This is a genomic window from Streptomyces sp. NPDC048416 (genome assembly GCF_043200435.1).
Lineage (GTDB): Bacteria > Actinomycetota > Actinomycetes > Streptomycetales > Streptomycetaceae > Streptomyces.
The window spans coordinates 113,983-133,653 of record NZ_JBICXU010000015.1 but is presented as its reverse complement, the minus strand read 5'-3'; the positions used below and the strand labels follow the sequence as shown (position 1 = coordinate 133,653).

The 19,671-nt window shown below is 69.6% G+C and carries 21 protein-coding genes; 12 read left to right on the top strand and 9 right to left on the bottom strand.

The genetic code is table 11. The annotated features are described in order from the left end of the window. Positions 1 to 144: 144 nt before the first annotated feature. On the bottom strand, positions 145 to 1,212 hold the full coding sequence (locus ACGFW5_RS20545) for a cytochrome P450 (protein WP_393835712.1): 1,068 nt from the start codon (positions 1,210 to 1,212) through the stop codon (positions 145 to 147). A 272-nt stretch (positions 1,213 to 1,484) separates the two neighbouring features. On the opposite strand from ACGFW5_RS20545, the gene ACGFW5_RS20540 reads away from it, so the two are divergent. Next, a complete protein-coding gene (locus ACGFW5_RS20540; protein ID WP_393835691.1) occupies positions 1,485 to 2,288 on the top strand; it encodes an alpha/beta fold hydrolase in 804 nt (267 codons plus the stop codon). A 219-nt stretch (positions 2,289 to 2,507) separates the two neighbouring features. On the opposite strand, the gene ACGFW5_RS20535 is transcribed toward ACGFW5_RS20540, so the two are convergent. Both ACGFW5_RS20535 and ACGFW5_RS20530 read right to left on the bottom strand, forming a co-directional pair. Then, complete coding sequence (locus tag ACGFW5_RS20535; protein WP_393835690.1) at positions 2,508 to 3,518, bottom strand: streptomycin biosynthesis protein; 1,011 nt, start codon at positions 3,516 to 3,518, stop codon at positions 2,508 to 2,510. A gap of 658 nt (positions 3,519 to 4,176) precedes the next feature. After that, the gene (locus ACGFW5_RS20530; protein ID WP_393835689.1) at positions 4,177 to 4,464 is read right to left on the bottom strand and encodes a hypothetical protein; all 288 of its coding nucleotides are present in this window, start codon (positions 4,462 to 4,464) and stop codon (positions 4,177 to 4,179) included. Between the two features lie 305 nt (positions 4,465 to 4,769). Here ACGFW5_RS20530 and ACGFW5_RS20525 point away from each other — a divergent pair, with 305 nt between their 5' ends. The 8 genes from ACGFW5_RS20525 (at position 4,770) to ACGFW5_RS20490 (ending at position 11,910) form a co-directional block, all read left to right on the top strand. Then, entirely contained in the window at positions 4,770 to 5,930 is a 1,161-nt protein-coding gene (locus tag ACGFW5_RS20525) for a TetR/AcrR family transcriptional regulator (RefSeq protein WP_393835688.1), read from the top strand. After that, entirely contained in the window at positions 5,927 to 6,559 is a 633-nt protein-coding gene (locus ACGFW5_RS20520) for a transcriptional regulator (protein ID WP_393835687.1), read from the top strand. Before ACGFW5_RS20525 ends, ACGFW5_RS20520 begins: the two co-directional genes overlap by 4 nt. Before the next feature lie 96 nt (positions 6,560 to 6,655). Beyond that, positions 6,656 to 8,353 carry a pyruvate, phosphate dikinase gene (locus ACGFW5_RS20515; RefSeq protein WP_393835686.1) on the top strand — a complete coding sequence of 566 codons (1,698 nt, stop codon included), beginning with the start codon at positions 6,656 to 6,658 and terminating at the stop codon, positions 8,351 to 8,353. A gap of 214 nt (positions 8,354 to 8,567) precedes the next feature. After that, positions 8,568 to 9,497, top strand: coding sequence for an aldo/keto reductase family oxidoreductase (locus tag ACGFW5_RS20510; RefSeq protein ID WP_393835685.1), 930 nt, complete (start codon positions 8,568 to 8,570; stop codon positions 9,495 to 9,497). Between the two features lie 221 nt (positions 9,498 to 9,718). Further along, entirely contained in the window at positions 9,719 to 9,901 is a 183-nt protein-coding gene (locus ACGFW5_RS20505; RefSeq protein WP_393835684.1) for a Tn3 family transposase, read from the top strand. 347 nt (positions 9,902 to 10,248) lie between these two features. Then, on the top strand, positions 10,249 to 10,488 hold the full coding sequence (locus ACGFW5_RS20500) for a hypothetical protein (protein WP_393835683.1): 240 nt from the start codon (positions 10,249 to 10,251) through the stop codon (positions 10,486 to 10,488). Between the two features lie 256 nt (positions 10,489 to 10,744). Next, entirely contained in the window at positions 10,745 to 11,512 is a 768-nt protein-coding gene (locus ACGFW5_RS20495; protein WP_393835682.1) for an SDR family NAD(P)-dependent oxidoreductase, read from the top strand. Between the two features lie 26 nt (positions 11,513 to 11,538). Then, on the top strand, positions 11,539 to 11,910 hold the full coding sequence (locus ACGFW5_RS20490) for a MerR family transcriptional regulator (protein WP_393835681.1): 372 nt from the start codon (positions 11,539 to 11,541) through the stop codon (positions 11,908 to 11,910). A 423-nt stretch (positions 11,911 to 12,333) separates the two neighbouring features. On the opposite strand, the gene ACGFW5_RS20485 is transcribed toward ACGFW5_RS20490, so the two are convergent. Next, positions 12,334 to 12,783 carry an SRPBCC family protein gene (locus ACGFW5_RS20485; protein WP_393835680.1) on the bottom strand — a complete coding sequence of 150 codons (450 nt, stop codon included), beginning with the start codon at positions 12,781 to 12,783 and terminating at the stop codon, positions 12,334 to 12,336. A gap of 320 nt (positions 12,784 to 13,103) precedes the next feature. Here ACGFW5_RS20485 and ACGFW5_RS20480 point away from each other — a divergent pair, with 320 nt between their 5' ends. The 3 genes from ACGFW5_RS20480 to ACGFW5_RS20470 all read left to right on the top strand — a co-directional run bounded on the left by ACGFW5_RS20480 (position 13,104) and on the right by ACGFW5_RS20470 (position 15,159). Continuing rightward, entirely contained in the window at positions 13,104 to 13,634 is a 531-nt protein-coding gene (locus ACGFW5_RS20480; RefSeq protein ID WP_393835679.1) for a GNAT family N-acetyltransferase, read from the top strand. Between the two features lie 441 nt (positions 13,635 to 14,075). Beyond that, complete coding sequence (locus tag ACGFW5_RS20475; protein WP_393835678.1) at positions 14,076 to 14,252, top strand: hypothetical protein; 177 nt, start codon at positions 14,076 to 14,078, stop codon at positions 14,250 to 14,252. Between the two features lie 193 nt (positions 14,253 to 14,445). Next, positions 14,446 to 15,159, top strand: a complete 714-nt coding sequence (locus tag ACGFW5_RS20470; protein ID WP_393835677.1) for a class I SAM-dependent methyltransferase — start codon at positions 14,446 to 14,448, stop codon at positions 15,157 to 15,159. A 102-nt stretch (positions 15,160 to 15,261) separates the two neighbouring features. On the opposite strand, the gene ACGFW5_RS20465 is transcribed toward ACGFW5_RS20470, so the two are convergent. From ACGFW5_RS20465 to ACGFW5_RS20445, 5 genes are read right to left on the bottom strand one after another with little or no spacing between them, the layout of a single operon-like run. Further along, a complete protein-coding gene (locus ACGFW5_RS20465) occupies positions 15,262 to 16,614 on the bottom strand; it encodes a PP2C family protein-serine/threonine phosphatase (protein WP_393835676.1) in 1,353 nt (450 codons plus the stop codon). Continuing rightward, on the bottom strand, positions 16,611 to 17,876 hold the full coding sequence (locus tag ACGFW5_RS20460) for an ATP-binding protein (RefSeq protein WP_393835675.1): 1,266 nt from the start codon (positions 17,874 to 17,876) through the stop codon (positions 16,611 to 16,613). Before ACGFW5_RS20460 ends, ACGFW5_RS20465 begins: the two co-directional genes overlap by 4 nt. Next, positions 17,864 to 18,277, bottom strand: coding sequence for an anti-sigma regulatory factor (locus ACGFW5_RS20455; protein WP_393835674.1), 414 nt, complete (start codon positions 18,275 to 18,277; stop codon positions 17,864 to 17,866). The genes ACGFW5_RS20460 and ACGFW5_RS20455 overlap by 13 nt, the downstream gene beginning before the upstream one ends. Further along, positions 18,274 to 18,711: an STAS domain-containing protein gene (locus ACGFW5_RS20450; RefSeq protein ID WP_393835673.1), complete on the bottom strand. Its 438-nt coding sequence runs from the start codon at positions 18,709 to 18,711 to the stop codon at positions 18,274 to 18,276. The genes ACGFW5_RS20455 and ACGFW5_RS20450 overlap by 4 nt, the downstream gene beginning before the upstream one ends. Then, a complete protein-coding gene (locus ACGFW5_RS20445; protein ID WP_393835672.1) occupies positions 18,708 to 19,562 on the bottom strand; it encodes an STAS domain-containing protein in 855 nt (284 codons plus the stop codon). The genes ACGFW5_RS20450 and ACGFW5_RS20445 overlap by 4 nt, the downstream gene beginning before the upstream one ends. Positions 19,563 to 19,671: the final 109 nt, after the last annotated feature.

Below are 19,671 nucleotides of genomic sequence, written 5' to 3'. Positions count from 1 at the left end.
CCCCCACTGTCGTGTCCCCGCCCCTTCTGATCCCGCTAGATCCCGCTGGTTCCGCTGATCCCGCTGATCCCGCTGGTTCCACCGGCTTCCGGTTTCTGCCGGTCTCTCTGCTTCCGTGCCCCGCCTACGGGTGCCGGCGACGCCTCACCACGTCACCCGCAACGCGCCGAGGCCTCGGGTGATCAGCCCGTCCTTCCACACGACTGCGGGCGCCGCGGGCTCGTCCCCGGCCAGCCGCAGGGCGGGAAAGGACCCGAACAGTTCAAGCAACGCCGTCCGCACCTGGAGCCGCGCAAGGGGGGCTCCGAGACAGCGGTGTATTCCGTGCCCGAAGGTGAGATGGGGCGATGAACGGTCGTCCCGAAGGAGTTCCGGTTCGTCGAATACCTTGTCGTCGCGATTTCCGTGCAGCAGGGAGACGACCACCGCTTCACCCGCCCGGACGCGGATATCACCGAGCTCGACGTCTTCGAGGGCCACACGCGGAAAACTGATCGCCGTGGACGGGGTGACGCGGAGCAGTTCTTCGACCAGTTCGTCCGCCCGCGCCTCGTCCTTGACGAATTCCCGGGGAATTCTCTCCTGGAGTACGGCAAGTGCGCAAAGGCCGATCTGCCCGACGGTCGTCTCGTATCCGGCGGTGAGCAACGCGAGACCGAGGCTGACGAGTTCGGCTTTGGACAGGGCGTCGCCGTCGTGGGCCCGGATGAGGTCGGTGAGCAGGTCGTCGTCGTCCCGCAGTCGCTTGCGGTCGATCAGGGTCGACATGTAGTCGACCAGCTGGAGGCGCTGCCGGCTCTTCTCCAGATCGCTGCTGGCGGTGATGTCGAAGAGCACTTCCACCCAGGAGGAGAAGATGCCCCGGTCCTCGACGGGCACTCCGAGCAGGGTGCACAGGACGGCGAGCGGCAGGGGTTCGGCGAAGGAGGACACCAGGTCGGCGGGGGTGTCGAGACGGCTCATGTTGGCCAGTAGATCGGTGGCCGTCCGCCGCACCAGTGGGGTCATGCCGGTCATCTTGCCCGTGGTGAAGGCGGCCGCGACGATCCTGCGCAGCCGTGCGTGGTCGGTGCCGTCCAGGCTCATCAAGGAGGTGGGAGAGGGCGCCGCCGAGTTCAGCCGTGGGGCTCCGGGTGCCGCGGCGGCGGCCCTGCTGAACCGCCGGTCGGACAGCACGAGGCGTCCCAGGGCGTAGTCGCTCACCAACCACATCTCGTCGCCGGGCGGCGTCCGTATGCGCTTTACCGGAACGGTGTCGGCACCGGTCATGAATTCCGGTAGCGGGCCCAGTTGATGGGGACGAAGCACGGCGGACAATCCTGACTCCTCGCCTCTTCTTCGGAAACCGACCAGGCCACCAACTCGTGTACTCCGTGCGATATTTGGTGGCCCCGGTCCGGACGTCAGCGTAGCCGCGCACACGAGATGTGACCACGAACGCTCGGAAAGACCGATCGAGTACGACGACGTACGAGAGGTGACCCATGGATATCGCAACCAGGCAGGGCACATTCAGTACGGGCCTGCCCCATCTCGCCTTCGGCTCCGGAAAGCCGTTGGTCTGTCTGTCCGGATTCACGATGACGCATTCGGTGCCGCCGCCCGGTGCGCAGCGGCGCAGGGCGGCCCGGCTGATGGCGCCGTACGTCGCCGCCGGGTACGAGGTGTTCTGGACGAACCGCCGCCCCGGTATGCCGGTCGGCACGACGATGGGTGAGCTGGCCGCCGAGCACGCCGAGGCGTTGCGTACGCGGTTCCCCGGTCCCGTACCCGTCGTCGGACACGGGACCGGGGGTGCGATCGCCCTGCAACTGGCCGTCGACCACCCCGATGTGGTCGACCGGTTGGTTCTGGCCTGCGCCGCGTACGCGCTGGGGCCGGTCGGCAGGCGCTTTCACCGGGAGGTGATCGCGGCGGCCGAGCGGGGCCGCTCCGGCATGCATCGGGCGGCCCCCGCCCTCACCCGCAACCCGGTGCTGCAACGCCTGCTGATGGTGCCGCTATGGCTGGCGGGACGGCTGAATCCGCCGCCGCGCGACACCTCGGACATGCGGGCGACACTGCTGGCCGAGGACGGTTTCGATGTCCGGGACCGGCTGGCGGAGGTGAGTGCGCCCACCCTGGTGGTGTGCGGTGGCCGCGACCACTTGTGGCCGCAGGAGATGTTCGACGCGACCGCGGCGGGGATACCGGGCGCACGGCTGGTGCGGTACCCGCGCCGCGGTCACAACCTCCTGGGAGCACCGGAGTTCGCCCGTGACGTCCGCGCGTTCCTCGACGCACCCTGAGCGCGGCGACTGCCTACGCGCCGTCCCCACAAGCCGTATGCGCGACCTTCGTGTGCACGTCCCCTCCGCACGCCGGGACACCTGCTCGCACCGCGCGGCCGCGTCCCGGCGCCCGCGACCCGCTCCGCGTCCGGCGCGGGCCGTATCCCGGCGCCGCATCCCGGCGCGGCGGCCCGCTCCGCGTCCGGCACATGAACCGGGGCCCGGGCGGCGGCAGGGTCACCCCACCTCCGTCGAGGTCTCGGACGTCCGTTCCGAGAGCCGGTCCGCGAGGCACTGCCACGCGTTGGCGCACTCCCGGGCGAGGCGGGCCACCACCTCCTGGCGGTGGGGCGGCACCGCCTCCACGATGCGGGCCCACCCGTCCGCGTCGACGGAGCAGACCCGCAGCGCGCGCAGCAGAATTTTGCCGGCCATGGTGAGCCGCAGGGAGGGGTCCTTGCTGAGGCTCACCAGCAGGACCTCGCTGGCCGGTCCTTCGGGCCGGAAGGAGCGCCGGACCATCGTCCCCGAAGGGCTTTCCCGTACCACGGCCTGTCGTTGTTGCGGCGTGACCAGTGGCTCGCCCCGGTTGAGCCGGGCCCGGACATCGCTCGCGGTGGCCGCCGAGATCCCCGCGAGTCTGGCTATCTCGCGCAGCGAGGCCTCCGGGTTGGCTCGCATCAACTCCCCCGCGCGCAGCCGCCCTTCGGCTCCGTTGCGGGGGCGCACCCGTCCGTCCCGGCCGATGCTGGCGTTCGGCTGCTCATTTTGCGCAGTCGAACGCTGCCGTACGGTCCCCACCGTGTTCGCGGCAAGACCCACCACCTCGGCGATCCTGCGGTCGGACCACTGGGGGTGCGAGGCGACGATCCGGGCTGCCGCGGCTTTGCGGTCGGACAGCGAAAGGGGCAGCCCGTGCTCGCTGTTGAGCCGGACCGCGAGGACGAAGGCGTCGGCCTCCGCGCCGTCGAAGTAGCGGACCATGATGTGGCCGTCGCCGCGCAGGAGCGCGGCGCGCAGTCGGTGTGCGCCGTCGATGACGCGCATCGTGGAGCGATGCACCACGATGGGCGGGAGCGGTGCGTGCAGCGCCGCCAGGAGTTGGACGTGCTCCGCGTCCTCCCCGCCGGTGCGCGGACCGCGCGACGTCTGAAGGGCTCCGACGGGCACGCACTCGGTGGCCGGCGCCGGCGCTTCCCCGGCGGCCGAAGCCGTGCCCCTCCCGCCGCCCCGTCCCTCGACGTCCACACCGGACACCTCCGCCGCCGTCCGAACGGCATGGGCTTTTAACCTACCGATCATTGATCAATCACCTCGGGGTGCGTGGTTTGGGCCGGAGGGCGATCGTGCGTCGGTGGAAATGGGCAGCGCGGCAGGACCGCTTCTGCTCTGTGACGGGTGCTTCCGATGTGACTCAGCGGTACGTCATGCCGAGCAGGCGGAGGCGATAAGTCGATAGAACGGCCGTGGTTCGGCGGCGGGCCCGAGCGCCATGGGTGCGCGCCGCTTCACCTTCTCTCAGGCCATTTCGGCGCCGTATCGTCGGGGGAATTCCTCATGAAAGGAGAAGAGGAGGGCCAGGGTCGTGAGGGTGAAAATAAAAACGCAGTCCGCACAGTCTTCGCATACGGCCATCACCCCCCGTTGCAGAATAGTCCCGTCCATCGGATTCCTTGCTCGCCCTCTGTTACGGAACATCGTGACACTGCGCAAATTTGATCGCTTTCGGCCGATGTCTGTCAAGACGAAGAGTCTGTACAGAGCATTCGGCGGGTGTCTCGGGGACCGCTGGTTTGAAGCCCCTCGAACGCTCGGAAACCCGATACCGCCCGGCTGGCACGGCGGCGGCGGGGGTAAGAACAGGACGCTTCACCGTGGTGGTCAGGCGTGGCGATACGCACGGTCATCACGTACGGAGGGCTGCGTTCCGATCCCGGCGCCGAACCTCGGCGAGCAGATCCGGCCAGTTGAACCGGGCGCCGCCGTGGGACCGGCGCAGGCGGCGGAGCAGCCGTCGGCGCGCCAGCCGAAATGCCACCGCGCACACCATCAGCGTAATTCCGGGCGCGACCGCCATGAACGAAAGCCCGAAAAAGTAACGGTGGTGTGGCCCGTACCCGCCGATGACGGCACAGCGCGCAATGTCGTCGATCTCGTCCCGGCTGAGCAATGCGTAATGCGCTCGGTCACCCATCGATCGAGCATCCCAACCCGCAGAAAAGCAGGCAAGGATTCATCGAAGGCCATGCGACCAACACACTCTCCGCGAGCCATGAAAACCTGTGGCCGAAAAACAAACCACCGGTTTTGCCGCAGGGTCCGGGGTCGCTTGGCCGACGTCGCCCGTAGGCCGACTCGATCCCACTCGATCTCACTCGATCCCACTCGGATGGTCTCAGCATCGGGATGTTCGGTGTACCTTCTGTCCTGAGCGCGATGCTTGACAGCTGAGCCGAACGGCGCACACGACGGTGCCGTAGGAACGAAAGGGAGTCGCGGATGGTCCGGTTGACCCGGGCGCAACAGCAGGAGCGCACCCGCGCCGCCGTGTTGGCGGCGGCGAAGGCCGAGTTCACCGAGCGTGGATACGCCACGGCGAAGGTGGACCGGATCGCCGAGCGGGCCGACCTGACGCGTGGCGCGGTGTACTCGAACTTCCCGAGCAAGCGCGCCCTTTATCTGGCCGTACTCATCGACATGGTCGAGCGCGCGGCCGGCCCGCAGGACGCCGCCGCCGACGGGTTCCCTCCCTCGGCTGCGCCGGCCCGGGCTTCCACCCCCGAGGCCCTGGGGGCGTTCGCCCGCATCTGGCTCGAACGGCTGCCGCTGGCCGACCACGATCCCACCGCCGGCCGAGTGCGTCCCGGCTCACTGACCGAAGTCCTGGACGACGAACCGATCCGTGCCGCGTTCGGTCAAGTGACCCGTCTGGAGGCGCTGTTGCTGGCGCTCGCGCTGGAGTCGCTGGACGCACGCGCCTGCACCGGCGCGCCTCCCGCGCGTCAGGTGCGGCGAGCTCAGCTGGTCCTGCGGCTGCTCGACGGCCCGGGTGCCTCGGCGGATCCGGCCCTCGGATTCGGCGACCCCTTCGACATCGCCCAGGCCTGCGCACACCTGGGTGGCCTCGCACTCGCCGACGCCTGGAACCCTCCGCACCTGCCCTACGTCCCACCCGCGCGAGCCTGCCGGGACCGTTGGGACCCGCCGCGTGAACTGCGTGACCTGCTCAGCGGACGCATGGTCGGGTTCGCCGAGGCCGGTGTGATCACGGTCCTCGGCACCCACCGTCTGGAAGCCGCGGAAGAGGCCGTCCGCAGTGCGCGGCCCGGTGATCTGGTCACCGTGGCCGTCGCCACGGCCGACCCCGCCGAGCTCGGGCGCCTCGTCCAACTGAGAATCGGCGACTTCGCCCGCTGTCTGTGGCGCGCGTTCGACCCCGACTGCCGTCCGCGCCTGCGCCTCGTCCTCGACGAGCACGGCCTTTTGGCGTCGGCCGTCGGCGTTCCGGACGCCGACGACACCACCGAGTACGCGGTCCGCGTACGGCACCGGACGATCGTCACCCGAGCCCAGGGGCCGGGCGCCGCGCATGCCGCGGCCACCCACGACCTCACCTCCGCAGACGTTTCCCCCACCACACCCGATGAGGCCGCGCCATGACCCAGCCCGTTTCGTCCCACACCACCAGCACCGATCTGCTGGTGCTCCACGCCCTGCGCTGCATCGGCTTCTCGGGCCTGTCCGCGGTGGCCGGTGCGACAGGACTGCCCGAGTCCGACGTCGAGTCGGAACTGATCGACCTCGCCGTCGCCGGGCTCGTCACGCGCACCGCGGGTGACTTCGGCGGCTGGGGTGTCACGGACGCGGGCCGTTCCGCGGACGCCGAGCGGATCGCCGACGAGGTCGCGACCGCCGGAGTGCGGCCCGCTCTGGCCGCGGCCTTCGACCGCTTCCTCGTCCTCAACCCCGAACTCCTCGACCTGTGCACGGCCTGGCAGACTCGTACCGTCAACGGCGCCATGACGATGAACGACCACAAGGACTCCGCCTACGACGCCCGGGTCCTCGACCGGTTCACGGAGTTCCACCAGCGTGCCGAGCCCGTGTGCGCGGAACTGTCCGCGGCGCTGCTCCGGTTCCGGCGCTACCCCGTGCGGCTCGCCGACGCGCTCGCCCGCGCGAGGTCCGGCGCGCTGGAGTACGTGACGGACAGCACCGCCTCCTACCACACCGTGTGGTTCCAGCTCCACGAGGACCTGCTGGCCACGCTCGGCATCCCGCGCCACTGAACCCACCGTCCGACCGCCCGCGGTTACCCCTCCCCTCCCCCTCCACCTTCTCCCCCGCAGCCGAAGCAGCAGAGGCGACGCAGAGATGACAACGCGATGACCTGGATTCACCCGCTCTCCGCAGAGGTCGAGGAGACCGTGGATGTCCTCGGCGGCAAGGCGCAGGGGCTCATCGTGCTCCGACGTCTGGGGCTGCCCGTGCCACCGGGGTTCGTCATCGGTACGGAGGCATGCCGTGCCTACCTTCGTACCGGGCGGCCTCCGCAGGGCCTGGCCGCCGAACTCGCTGAAGCAGTAGCCGAGTTGGAGGCTGCGACGCAGCGCGAGCTAGGCGGCTCGGAGCGACCGCTGGCGGTGTCGGTCCGCTCGGGCGGCAAGGTGTCGATGCCCGGCATGATGAGCACCGTCCTCAACCTCGGGCTCACCTCGGAGGCGACGACGGGGCTGGCCGAGGAGATGAACGACCCCCGTTTCGCGCTGGACTCGCGGCTGCGGTTCCTGACCAGCTTCGCCGCCCAGGTCGTGGGCGTGGGCCAGGAGAGCCTGGCGAGCGTGGACCGGTCGTTGGCCGGGCGCGACAGCGACCCGAACGCTCTGAAGACGGCGATCCGCGAGGTGGAGCGACTCATCAACGAACAGAGCGGCGAGCCTGTTCCCGAGGACGCGACCCGGCAGTTGGAGCTCGCCGTGGAGGCGGTGTTCTCGTCGTGGGACACCCCGCGCGCCAAGACCTACCGCGCCCTGCACGACATCCCCGGCGACCTCGGCACGGCCGTGACCGTCCAGGCGATGGTGTTCGGCAACCGGGATGAGCACAGCGGTACGGGTGTGGCCTTCAGCCGCGACCCCAACACCGGTGAGCATGTTCCGTTCGGCGACGTCCTGTTCGGCCGCCAGGGTGAGGACGTCGTCTCCGGCACCTCGCTGACCGGTCCCCTGCACGACCTGGCCGGCCGGGAACCCGCCGTGTGGGCACGCCTGTTGACGGCTCTGGACCAATTGGAGCAGCATTTCCGCGATGCCTGCTACGTAGAATTCACCTTCGAGGCAGGCGAGTTGTGGCTCCTTCAGGTGCGGCCCGGGCGATTCGTCGGGCGAGCCGCGGTACGGGTCGCGGTCGACCTGGCGGAGGCGGGAACGATCGGGCGCGACGAGGCGCTGCTGCGTGTCTCACCGCAGCACCTCGCGCAGGTGCGGACGCCGCGGATCACGGCGATCGACCCCCAGGACCTCTTCACCCGGGGGCTCGGCGCCTCTCCGGGAGTCGCCGTCGGCCGGGTGGCGACCACCGCCGACAGCGCGGCGCGCCTGGCCGCGGGCGGCCCGGTCGTCCTGCTGCGCCCGGAGACCTCCCCGCTCGACATGCACGGCCTGGCCGCCGCGACCGGAGTCGTCACCGCGCGGGGCGGGCCGACCAGCCACGCCGCGGTGGTGGCGCGGGCCATGGGAAAGCCCGCCGTCGTGGGGGCCACGGGCCTCACCGTCGACGTCGCCGACGGCTGCGTCCGGGCGAACGGCCGCGCCCTGCCCGAAGGCACGCTCATCGCGATCGACGGAACGGGCGGCGAGGTGGTCGTGGGTGAGCCCCACATCGTCGCGGCCGCGACCGACGCACACCTGCACCGGCTGCTCGCCTGGGCGGACGCCGTCGCGAGGGGCAGCGACGGCGACGGTGCTGGTGCTGGTGCTGGTGAGGGTGGGGGTGGGGGTGGGGGTGCCAGCGCTGATGAGGTACAACGCCTTTCCTCGGCGCAGGCCGTTCTGCGTGGTGCCGACGGGGGATCGTCCGGCTGACGCCGCGGGCACTGGTGCGGTGCCGGTGCCGGTGCGGCTGAGCTTCGGTCTAGACAGGTGAAAGTACCGCCCCGTCGACCCAAGCCGGCTAACTGTCTGGCTGTCTGGCTGTCTGGCTGTCTGGCTGTCTGGCCACGATCACTGGTCGCAGCGTGATGCGCCTTACCGGGCGAGGCAGGGAACGACGGCGTAAGGAGTCGGACAAGATGGTCCCATGAAGACCATCGCCTTCCCTCGTACCGAACTGCGGGCCTCCAACGTCATCCTGGGACTGATGCGCATCGCCGAACTCGCGGACGAGGACATCCGCACCCTGTACGGCAGCGCACGGGACGCCGGGATCAATACCTTCGATCACGCCGACATCTACGGACCTTCACGCCATGCGTGTGAGGAGCGCTTCGGACAGGCCGTCAAGCTCACCGCCGCCGAGCGCGAGTCGATCGTCATCCAGAGCAAGGTCGGTATCCGGCCCGGCTTCTTCGACTTCTCCAAAGAGCACATCGTGCGCACCGTCGAGGAGTCACTGGCAGCGCTGCGCACCGACTACCTCGACGTCCTCCTTCTGCACCGCCCCGACACTCTCGTCGAGCCCGCGGAGGTTGCTGAGGCCTTCGATGAGCTGCATGCGTCCGGGAAGGTGGTGAACTTCGGGGTTTCCAATCACACGCCCGGACAGATCGCCCTCCTGAAGACCGCGGTACAGCAGCCGCTGGTGGCCAATCAGGTCCAACTGAGCATCACGCACTGCCCGTTGATCGCCTCGGGGATCGCGGCGAACATGGGCGGCCTCGACCAGTCGCTCGACCGCGACAACGGCCTGCTCGACTACGCGCGGCTGCACGGCATGACGCTTCAGGCATGGTCGCCCTTCCAGAAGGGCTTCTTCGACGGGGTCTTCATCGGCGACGTCGAGCACTACCCGGAGCTGAACTCCGTCCTCGACGAACTGGCGGCGACATACGGGGTCACTCCCACGGGGATCGCCGTCGCGTGGATCACCCGCCATCCGGCGAACATGCAGGTGGTACTGGGAACCACCAACCCGAGCAGGGTCGCCGATTCCGCGGCAGGTTCCGAAATCCCGCTGACCCGAGAGGAGTGGTACCGCCTCTTCAGCGCCGCAGGCCACGTGCTGCCGTAGGCCCCGTAGGTTCCTTCGCCTCTGTCGCCGGCGTCGGCGCCGACGCCGACGCCGGGTGAAGATGGGAGATGCACCCGAGATACGCGTCAAAACGAACCGGGTATCCGCGGTTCAAGCAGCTCATCACCACGGCTGATCACCACGTATGAGCTGCGCGTCTGCTCTTCTCCCCGAGTCGCCATGAGCTGGAGCGGGCGGGCACGAGGCGATCGCCGACCCTGGTGAACGCGCACGCCCGCCTGGACATCTCGCAGGCAGGGGGCGACGGGACCGCCGTGGCGGCGGACAGCACACACATGGACACCCATCTCGACAACCTGCTCTCCGAGATAGGCGTCCGATATGGCAAGCCTGGCGGCATCGCCTACCACCACGTGGACCACGTCGGTGTGCAGACCGGCTGACATCGCCCGCGCCGCTGGTGCGGGTGGGTCACCCACGGCGTCCAACTCCACCTCCTCGACCTCCTCGACACCGACATCGGACAAACCCGCCGACCACAGACCTGTGACTGAGTGCTTCAGCCGGCCCGTGAGGAGACCGTCCATTGCGCACGGTTTCCGGCAAGTGCACCGCCCCGGTACTTGGGCGCGGGCAGACTACGCACATGCAGCTCCCCGCCGACGCCGTAGCCACCGCTGTGTTGCTGGAAGTCGTAAGGATCTCCGAAATCCCGACAAACCGGGGCGCCCCGTATCCCGGCTGGGTTGGCGCCCACTGGATAGGCAGCGAGGCAGCCGGAGCCCTGGCCTTGATCGAGAGCTTGCCCGTCGGCGAGCAGCACCGCTGCGGCTTCTCGCCGGGTTGGAGCGTCCGGGCTTACGCGGACACTCTCGACCTGGCGCTGTTCGAGGCGGCGTTCTGCTTCAGCTGCCATGAAGTCCGCATGCATGGCACCGCCGTGCCACCCGCGCTGGCCACGCAGTTCTTCGACGCGGGCGCCCCGCAGGCGCACGCTCTCCTGGCCCTCTTCCGCGAGGCAGCCCCGTAACCGCAGCCCCGTAACCTCGGAACCTACGCGCTTTGGAGCTTCTTCGCCGCCTGGCACATTGAACGTCGTCTCCGCGCCCTGGCCGGCCGTGGCCCGCTCACCAGCAGCCAGACCCAGCAGGCCCGCAACGAGCTCGACCCGCTCCAGAACCGCGTGGTCGCCGTCCTCGTCCTCCTCTATGCCCCCGGTGACTACTGGCGATGACTACCGCCCGTCAGTCGCTGCTTGACCTTGCCGCTGGCGGCAGGGTTGCACGATGACCGGCATGAACAGCACCGCACCGCACAGCAGCAGGGTCGTCGTCGTCACCGGAGCCGGCACCGGGATCGGCCGGGCCACCGCCCACGCCTTCGCCGCTGAGGGCGCCCACGTGGTCGCGATCGGGCGGCGGGCCGAACCCCTCCAGGAGACCGCCGCCGGGCACGACCGGATCACGCCGCTGGCCGCCGACATCACCGCCGAGGGCGAGCCGGATCGGATCATCCAAGCCGTGCTGGAGACACACGGCCGGCTGGACGTGCTGGTCAACAACGCGGGCATCGTGCGCAGCGGCGTCCTCGGCACGCTGACGCCGGAGATGATCACGGCTCAGCTCGCCACCAACCTCGTCGCGCCCATCCTGCTGGCTCAGGCCGCGCTGCCGCTCCTGGAGAAGTCGGGCGGGGTGATCGTCAATGTCAGTACGTCGGTGGGGCAGCGGGGCTGGCCCGGCAGCTCGGTCTATGCGGCTACCAAGACCGCTCTAGAACTGCTGACCCGCAGCTGGGCGGTCGAACTGGCACCCCGCGGGATCCGGGTGGTGGCGGTCGCCCCCGGCGCGATCGACACCCCCATCGGCGAGCACCAGGGCCTGACACCGGAGCGCATGGCAGCGGTGCGCGAGTGGCAGCTGGCGCATACCCCACTGGCCCGGATCGGCCGTCCCGAGGAGGTGGCCTGGGCAGTCACCCAGCTCGCCGCACCGGCCGCGTCGTTCGTCACCGGAGTGGTACTCCCCGTCGACGGCGGAGCGGTCGTGGCGTGATAGGAGTGGCCCGGGAGGTGAGATGGATGCGGATCGGTGAGCTGGCCGGGGCGACTGGGACAACTGCCCGTGCGCTGCGGCATTATGAGCAGGCCGGACTGATCTCCTCGCAGCGGGCCTCCAACGGCTACCGCGTCTACGACGAGCGGGCAGTGGTGCGGGTCCGTAATATCCGTTACCTGCTGGCCGCCGGGCTCACCCTGGACGACGTGCAGGTGTTCCTGCCGTGCCTGGACGGCGATGTGGCCGCCGCGCCGCCCTCGGACAAGGGCCTGCGGGTCGCGTTGGAACGGCTGGCGGTCCTCAATGAACGGATCGCTGCCCAGACCGAGGCTCGCGACCGGCTGAAAGCCGCGTTGCGACAGGCAACCGGTGACCGGGCCCGCCCAGTGGCCTGAACGCCCGCCTCGTCGCAGGAGCCGGGGGAACCTGGAGTCGCCGCCAGACTCCCCACGGCCACTCACGGTGGCCACAAGCCCTCATCGGCCGAGGAGTACGCGACTCACGATTACGTGAGGCCGCCCGTTCTGCACCCCTCGATGAGGGTGCGCGCGAGGTTGCGTGTGGCCCGGGGCCGATCGCGCGCCGGTCTTCGGTCCATCCACCTGATGGCTTCGGTCCTTCCGCCCGATGGCTTCGGGGCGGACAGCGGTGGCCCGACCACCGCCGTCCGCGTCCCCGATCGCCCGGTATCAGCGGCTCGAACCTGCTCCACGCTGAAGGGACGTGCCGGAGCTTGTCCTTCACACTCCTGACGGCGACGCCGGGCCTCGACCGATTCGGAGCAGTCGTGCTCACCCGCCGTTCGGAACGGCGAGGGCTCAGACTGCGCCCCGCCAGGCGCCGGTCTCGCGGCCACGGTCCTCGATGAACTCCTTGAACCGCTTCAGGTCTCCGGTGATCTGCCGCTTGACCACCCCGAGCTTGTCCCCGACATTCTCCTTGATGCCCTCGGGCTCGTAATCGAGTTGCAGCATGACCTTGGTCTTCATGTCGCTGAGGCGGTGGAAGGTGACCACACCTGCCTGCTTGACCTCACCGTCCAGGGTGGTCCAGGCAACCCGCTCGTCGGGGATCTGCTCGGTGATCTCGGCCTCGAACTCCTTGGTGACGCCACCCACCTTCGTCACCCAGTGCATCGTCCTGTCCGTTCGCTGCTCGATGCGCTCCACACCATCCATGAACTGCGGAAACGACTCGAACTGGGTCCACTGGTCATACGCGGTGCGTACGGGGACCTCGACCTCGATGGACTCTTCAACCTTCGACACAACAAGTCCTTTCCCTCAGTCGGCAGGCCGGACGGAAGCGTCCGACCAGAAGCGTCGTTTCCCCCGCCTGCCCACCCTGGCCCCGCCCAATACACCCAGTAGCGAATGCGGCGCGATCACCTGCACACGCAGCAGGTGCCAGGAGACGCCGTTCGACCGGAACCGGCTTCACGCTGCGGTATCCGGTGTCGTGGCGACGCCGACGGCAAGCGGGCCGCGCTGGTGTCGGCGAGCGAACCGCATCACGCCGGCGCTGAACGGTGGTGCTCGGCCCGGAAACTCGGTGGTTGCCGCATGTCGGTGGTGGTCATACTGCCGCGATGGATCCAGTGACGCTTGAGACCGACCGTCTGGTGCTGCGGGCCTTCACATCTGCCGACGTGGATGCGGTGTACGAAGCCTGCCAGGACAAGGACATTCAGTTCTATACGCCGGTGCCGGTGCCGTACCGACGTGCGGACGCCCAGCAGCTGCTCGGCGAGAAACTGCCCGCCCAGTGGGCCGAGGACAAGGACTACTCCCTCGGCGCGTTCCGCAAGGACACCGGCGCTCTGGTCGGCTCGTACTGCCTGACCTTCGTCAGCCGCGGCGTCTGGGAGCTGGGTTACTGGGCGGTCACGGAACAGCGCGGGCGCGGGTACTCGGTAGAGGCCGCTCGCGCCCTGTGCGACTGGGGCTGGGCCACCCTCGACGTCCACCGCATCGAATGGTGGGCCATGGTCGGCAACACCGGCTCGCGTGCGGTCGCCGAGAAACTTGGCTTCACCGTCGAAGGGACCCTACGCAATCGCGGCATAGCCAACGATGGCAACCCGCACGACTGGTGGGTGGGCGGACTGCTCAGGCCCTGATGCTCGGGCCGGCACGGCCAGTCCTCAGTCGGGGACGACGGGTTACGTCTCGCCGGGTCGCGCCCCTCCCGCCTTCACGGGCGCGGACCTCACCTCCTCCTGCCGTCAGGCCCACCAGGGCTCGGCCCACGAAGGCGGCCCCCAAGGAGTGGTGGATGCATCGGAGGGGACGCCAACTCAACGTCCATCTGGCTGAGTTGATCGCGTCGCCGTCCCCCGGCCGCGTTCGACCGGGCAGCGTCCTGCGGGCCCGTCTCCAGCGGTTGCGGTGACACCACATCGGCGCCTCGCCATGCGAGCCGCACCCGGTGCGGGACGACATGCCGTCGCCGCCACTGACGGCGACGTTCAGGCGGTAGTGGACACGAACTGTGTTGGAAACCGCATTTTTGGTTACAAGCGGTAGTGATAGGTCGTCAGCTGTCGACGGAAGGAAGGAACATGATCCTCGTTTCCGTGCTCATTCTCGTCGCGGTCCTCGCTCCTTTGCTGCTGCTCGCACTGGCGCCGGCAGCACCCGCGCGCCGCAACCCGTCCATCCTTCGGCGCAACCGCTCGCGCGTCAGGCGTCTAGGCACGGTTCCCGAGCAGCAAACCAGTCGCCGCCACGCCCGCTGAACACGGTCGGAGAACGCCGGGTCGGCACCGGGCTGCGCCCCGGACCACACGGTCCGGGGCCGGCATCGGTCCGGCCGACCACGTCAGCGCAGTCCTTCGCACGCTCCCCCTGCCCCCGCCCCTGTCCCCGATGGGCCACGGCTTCCCACCCCCGGCCCCTGCCCCCTGCCCCGGAGAGCTGAGACGAGGCAGCATGTACGGGACCGAAAGGCATGAGCGACGCACCCGAGGAGCCCGCGTGACCGACGAACATCGCAGCCCGCACCAGCCCGCTCAGGCGGTGTTCGACGTATTGGGGCTCGCCTACGAAGAGGCGTTTGCCGCTTCCGAGGCACACCACGCGTCGTTGCGGCGGCTGCTCGACGAGCTGGCCCCCGGAAGCCGGGTGCTGGACGTGGGCAGCGGGACAGGTCGTCCCACCGCCAAGACGCTGTCCGCCGCCGGGCACGATGTGCTCGGCATCGACGTCTCCCCCGTCATGGTCGACATCGCCTCCCGGCAGGTACCCGAAGCCGAGTTCCGGTGCGCGGACATCCGCGCGGTTGCGTTCGAGGACGGGGCATTCGACGCCGTGTGCGTCTACTTCTCTCTGTTGCAGATGTCCCGCGCGGAGCAGACCCAGCTCGTGACCCGGCTCGTCCGCGCGCTGAAGCCCGGTGGTCATATGGCTCTGGCGACCGTTCCCGTGGACGTCGAAGGGGTCGAAGTCCTCTTCATGGAGCAGCCAGTACGCGCGACGAGCTTCGATCGTGACGCCTTCGTCGCCATGGTCACCGAGGCGGGCCTCACCGTGCGGGCCGAGCAGAGCCTGATGTTCACCCCGGCCCACCCCGGCGCAGCACCGGAACCCCACCTCTTCCTGCACTGCCGACGAGACCGGGTACCGGACGCCACCGCCGACCGATAGTCCCTCGGCAGGACGCTCGCTCTCACGTCCACACTCACGACGTCGAGGAGCGGCACGGCCACCGCGCGGCGGCTCGACAGCGGCGGTGGTCCTGGCCCGGGTCTACTCGGAAGGTGGTCGGATGCGTGCGACGAAGATGATGATGTCGTCGTCCGGCTCGACCGCGAATTCCCCGGCGAGTTTCGTGCACAGGGCCTCGGGCTCGTCGGGGCCGGCCGCCGCGATGCTGCTGAGCGTGTCCAGGCGGGTGTAGATGTCGGCGTCGCGGGTCTCGATGAGCCCGTCGGTGACCAGCAGGAGTTGGCTGCCCGGCTCGATCGGGTGCACCACGGCGGGCGGGTGGGGCAGGCCGAGGCCGAGAATGGGGCCGTGTTCGCGCAGGTAGCGGGCCGGGCCGCCCGGTGGCAGGAGCAGCGGCGGAAGGTGTCCGGCGTTGGCGATGTGCAGGCGGGCGTTGCCGGGTTCGATCAGCGCGATGCACAGGCTCGTGGTCCAGCCGGGCTGGTGCAGCGCCATCAGGTGTTCGAGGTTCTGGAGCAGCGTGTGCGGTGGTTGGCCCAGAACGGCGTAGGCACGCAGGGCGTGGCGCAGCTGCCCCATGACGACGGCTGCTTGCAGGGAATGGCCCACGACGTCGCCGACGGCCAGGAGCAGTCCGTGCGGGGTGTGGACGGCCTCGTAGAAGTCGCCGCCGATCTCGGCCGTGGTGGCGGCGGAGAGGTAGCGTACGGCGAGTTCGATGCCGGGGGTCTGGGGCAGGGTGGCCGGCAGGAAGGTGCGCTGGAGGGTCATCGCGAGTTCGTGTTCCTGGCCGAAGCGTTCCACGACGTCCTTGTGCTCGACGGTGAGTTCCGCGTACAGGGCCATGACACCGGCGTTGGTCTCGGTGAGTTCGTCGTTGAGGCGTTCCAGTTCGTCGCGTTGGGCACGGGTCTCTTCGAGCGCGGCGAGCAGGTCCTGGGTCTGGGCGCGCAGGTCGTCGAGCGCGCTCGTGGGAGCGTCCGCCTCGACGAGGGCCCTGACGTCCCCCGCGTCCAAGTAGCGTGCCGTGGACAGGGGGATGGGGCAGGTGATGTCTATGCGGCCGCCGCGCGCGGGGACCGTCGGCCCTTGCGGTGCCGGCTCGTAGCGGGTGTGCGGCAGAAGGCGGGTGACGGCGTCCAGCGATTCGCCGCTGGGTGCGCGGTCGTCCGGCCAGTACAGCGACGCTTGGAGGGTGGCCGGTTCACGCGCCACGCGGAAGGTGACGGTCAGCGCGGTGGGACGCAGCAGGTCGCGTCCCAACTCGCTCAGGGCGGTGGCGAGGCGGACCTGTTCACGGGCGTCGAGGCCGACGGCTCGGGCGATGTCCTTGGCGTGGCGGCGCAGCGCGAAGACGTCCTGCTCGGTGCTGACCTGTGTACCCATCACGCGCGTGCGGTCCTCGGCGCGAGGAGCCGGCACGTGGGAGTTCACCGCGATCTCCTGGCAACCACCGCGCTGGCGTCGTCCCTGCGGGTTCCGGCAAGACGCAGCAGCGCGGCGGCGATGAGGGTCGGAGGATGATGGAGTACGGGATCGAGATCGGCGGAGGTCCACCGGTCGCTGAGCCCGTCCGAGTGCATCACCAGGGCGCCCAGGGCGGGCAAGTGATGTTCGTACGTGCGGAGTTGGCGCATCTGGTGGCCGACGATCCCGGGGTGGGACAGCAGGTTCGCCCGGGTGCCGTCGCCGACGACGGCCGCGGTGATGTTCCCGATGCCGCAGAACAGGACCCGCCCGTCGGGTTCCAGCCGGGCGACGGCCAGGGCCGCGCCGCGGGTTCCGCGCAGGGCGCGGTGCACCTCCTCGACCACCTGCTCCGGTGTGCGTCCCATCCCGGTACGGAAGGCCTTCACGGCCGCCTGCGAGGCGAGAGCGGCCATCGGACCGTGGCCGAGCCCGTCACAGGACATCACGAGTATGCCTTCGCGGGGGCCGGCGGCCGCGCCACGGACGAGCGCGGAACGTCGCTTGGGTTCCGATGGCGCGGTACGGGCCGGCGCGTGCGGCGGCACGGCACGCGCCGGCACGGGCCGTGCGGTGCGCCGCTGCTCGAAGGATGGTCCGGCCGCGGTCAGGGCTGCCCAGTCCGGTGCGGTCCTGGATTCTTCCGCCGGGCCGTTCCGCTCGTCCCCAGGTTCGCTGTACGCCGTATCGCCGCCGGGCCCGGTGCGCGCTGCCCAGGCGTCGCCGCACACCTCCTCGCCGCCTATGGGCCGTGTGATGCCGCCGACTGCGGGTTCGCCGGTCACGGAGGGATGCAGGGGCCGCGGCCAGAAACGGGCCAGCTGAAGGGTCCCGAGTCCGGGCACCGAATGGATGTCGAAGGTGTCCGCGAGCCGCTGCACCGCGCCGAGGCCGATGCCCAGGGTGCCGGTGGACGAGGTTCCGTCCTGGAGGGCCTGCGGGACGTCTGCCATCCCGGGCCCTCCGTCGACGACGACGACCTCGACGCCCGCGACGTCCCGGTTGCGCACGACACGCAGCAACATGGAGCCGTCGGCGGTGTACTTGGTGATGTTGCTGGTGAGTTCGGTGACCGCGAGCACCAGTTCGGCGGTGCGGTGCGCGCTCAGTCCGATACGCCGCCCCAGCGCGGCCGCGGCGCCCCGGGCTGCCTCGGACCGGTCGCGGAACCAGGCGACGTCCTCACAGTCCAGCAGCAGTGCCCCGCTCGCGGTGATCACCGGCCCCACTTGGTGATGACGACCGTCGTGCCCTGTCCTGGCACGGTGTCCAGGACGAAATCGTCGACGAGACGCTTGGATCCGGAAAGACCCAGGCCCATGCCGCTGCCCGAGGTCCAGCCGTCCGTCATGGCCAGCTCCACGTCCGCGATGCCCGGGCCCCGGTCGGTGAACGTCAGCCGCACACCCCGCCGGCCGTGGTCCTGGACCAGGGCGGCGATCATGGTGCCGCCGCCCCCGTAGATGAGGGTGTTGCGCGCCAGTTCGCTGGCCGCGGTGATCAGCTTCGTCTGCTCGACCAGGGAGAGACGGCACTCCTGTGCCAGGGTGCGCACCAGCTGACGAGCCTGTACGACCCCCGCGTTGGCCGTGATGTCGAGGACTTGGGGGTCGCGACCAGGGCCGTTCACAGCCCGGCCGCAGCGGCGGGCGTCACGCCCTCGCCTTCGCCGCCGGTCGACGCCGAAGCGTCCGTGCCCAGGGCGGCGGCCCGGGCCCGTTCCAGCATTTTCAGACCCTTGTCAAGGCTCAGCGCGGTCCTCACCCCGCCCAGCGAAAGGCCGAGTTCGACGAGCGTGATGGCGACCGCGGGCCGCATGCCGACCACCACGGTCTGCGCGTCGAGCAGACGGGAGATGGACGCGATGGTGGAGAGCATTCGCCCGACGAAGGAGTCGACGATCTCCACGGCAGTGATGTCGATGACGACGCCGTGCGCGCCGGACTCCACCACCGCGGCGGCGAGATCGTCCTGTAGCAGCATCACTGCCTGGTCGTCCAGATCCGTCTGGATGGACACCAGCAGGACCTGACCGATCCGCAGAACCGGAACCTGCTCGCTCACCGGCCGGCCGCCTGCGGCGCCGTGCGCGACACCGTGACGCCGGAGCGCCGCAGCGCATGACGCAGGGCGTCGGCCAAACTCGCCTTGGTGACGATGTCACCGAAGTCGATGCCCAGGGACACGATCGTCTGGGCGATCTGCGGCCGGATCCCCGAGATGGTGCACTCGGCGCCCATGAGCCGGGCGGCCACCACCGTCTTCAGCAGATGCTGCGCCACCTCCGTGTCCACCGCGGGAACGCCGGTGATGTCGATGATGGCCTGCTCGGAGCCGGTGTCGATCAGCGCCTGGAGCATCTTCTCCATCACGACCATGGTCCGCGCGGAGTCCAGGGTGCCGACCAGCGGCACACCGATCACGCCGTCCCACAGCTTCACCACCGGAGTGGACAGCTCCATCAGCTGCTCGGCCTGCGCCGCGATCAACTCCTCGCGGGTACGCGTGTAGACCTCGATCGTGAACAGGCCGAGGGAGTCGATCAGCGAGGCGAACTTCACATACGCCTGAACGTCGTTGTCGACACCCGTGAGAGTCGGCTCAAGGACCTCCTTGAGAGCGAAGACGCTCACCGCGGTCTCGGTTGGGCTGAAGCCCTGCCGGGCCCGCGTCCGCGAGAGCTCGGTCAACAGCGCGCGGACCTCGCCGAACGCCTCACCGCGCCCGTCAAGGCTGCCTTCACCGAGCGCGGCCACCAACGCCGTGTACAGCTCCTGCAGTTCACGTTGGACCTCGGCCCGGCTCACCCTGCCACCGAGCGACACCGTGACCTTGTCCGCCCACTCGGCGCCCAAGTCCTCGCCTCGGACCGTCAACAGGCCGATCAGACGATCCGAAACGTTCCCGTCAGCCACAGCGCCCACCCCTCATAGGAGGACCGAGAGGTCCCTTCGGAACCTTAAGGCATCGCAGCCGGGGCTACGCGTCGACCGGTCAGGACTCCGGAACTCGGGAACAGGGCTG

What these genes read in the sequence shown, in the direction of transcription:
- ACGFW5_RS20545 (WP_393835712.1), bottom strand. Translation starts at nt 1,212, where the DNA reads ATGTGGTTGGTGAGCGACTACGCCCTGGGACGCCTCGTGCTGTCCGAC.
- ACGFW5_RS20540 (WP_393835691.1), top strand. Translation starts at nt 1,485, where the DNA reads ATGGATATCGCAACCAGGCAGGGCACATTCAGTACGGGCCTGCCCCAT.
- ACGFW5_RS20530 (WP_393835689.1), bottom strand. Translation starts at nt 4,464, where the DNA reads ATGGGTGACCGAGCGCATTACGCATTGCTCAGCCGGGACGAGATCGAC.
- ACGFW5_RS20525 (WP_393835688.1), top strand. Translation starts at nt 4,770, where the DNA reads ATGGTCCGGTTGACCCGGGCGCAACAGCAGGAGCGCACCCGCGCCGCC.
- ACGFW5_RS20520 (WP_393835687.1), top strand. Translation starts at nt 5,927, where the DNA reads ATGACCCAGCCCGTTTCGTCCCACACCACCAGCACCGATCTGCTGGTG.
- ACGFW5_RS20515 (WP_393835686.1), top strand. Translation starts at nt 6,656, where the DNA reads ATGACCTGGATTCACCCGCTCTCCGCAGAGGTCGAGGAGACCGTGGAT.
- ACGFW5_RS20510 (WP_393835685.1), top strand. Translation starts at nt 8,568, where the DNA reads ATGAAGACCATCGCCTTCCCTCGTACCGAACTGCGGGCCTCCAACGTC.
- ACGFW5_RS20495 (WP_393835682.1), top strand. Translation starts at nt 10,745, where the DNA reads ATGACCGGCATGAACAGCACCGCACCGCACAGCAGCAGGGTCGTCGTC.
- ACGFW5_RS20490 (WP_393835681.1), top strand. Translation starts at nt 11,539, where the DNA reads ATGCGGATCGGTGAGCTGGCCGGGGCGACTGGGACAACTGCCCGTGCG.
- ACGFW5_RS20480 (WP_393835679.1), top strand. Translation starts at nt 13,104, where the DNA reads ATGGATCCAGTGACGCTTGAGACCGACCGTCTGGTGCTGCGGGCCTTC.
- ACGFW5_RS20475 (WP_393835678.1), top strand. Translation starts at nt 14,076, where the DNA reads ATGATCCTCGTTTCCGTGCTCATTCTCGTCGCGGTCCTCGCTCCTTTG.
- ACGFW5_RS20470 (WP_393835677.1), top strand. Translation starts at nt 14,446, where the DNA reads ATGTACGGGACCGAAAGGCATGAGCGACGCACCCGAGGAGCCCGCGTG.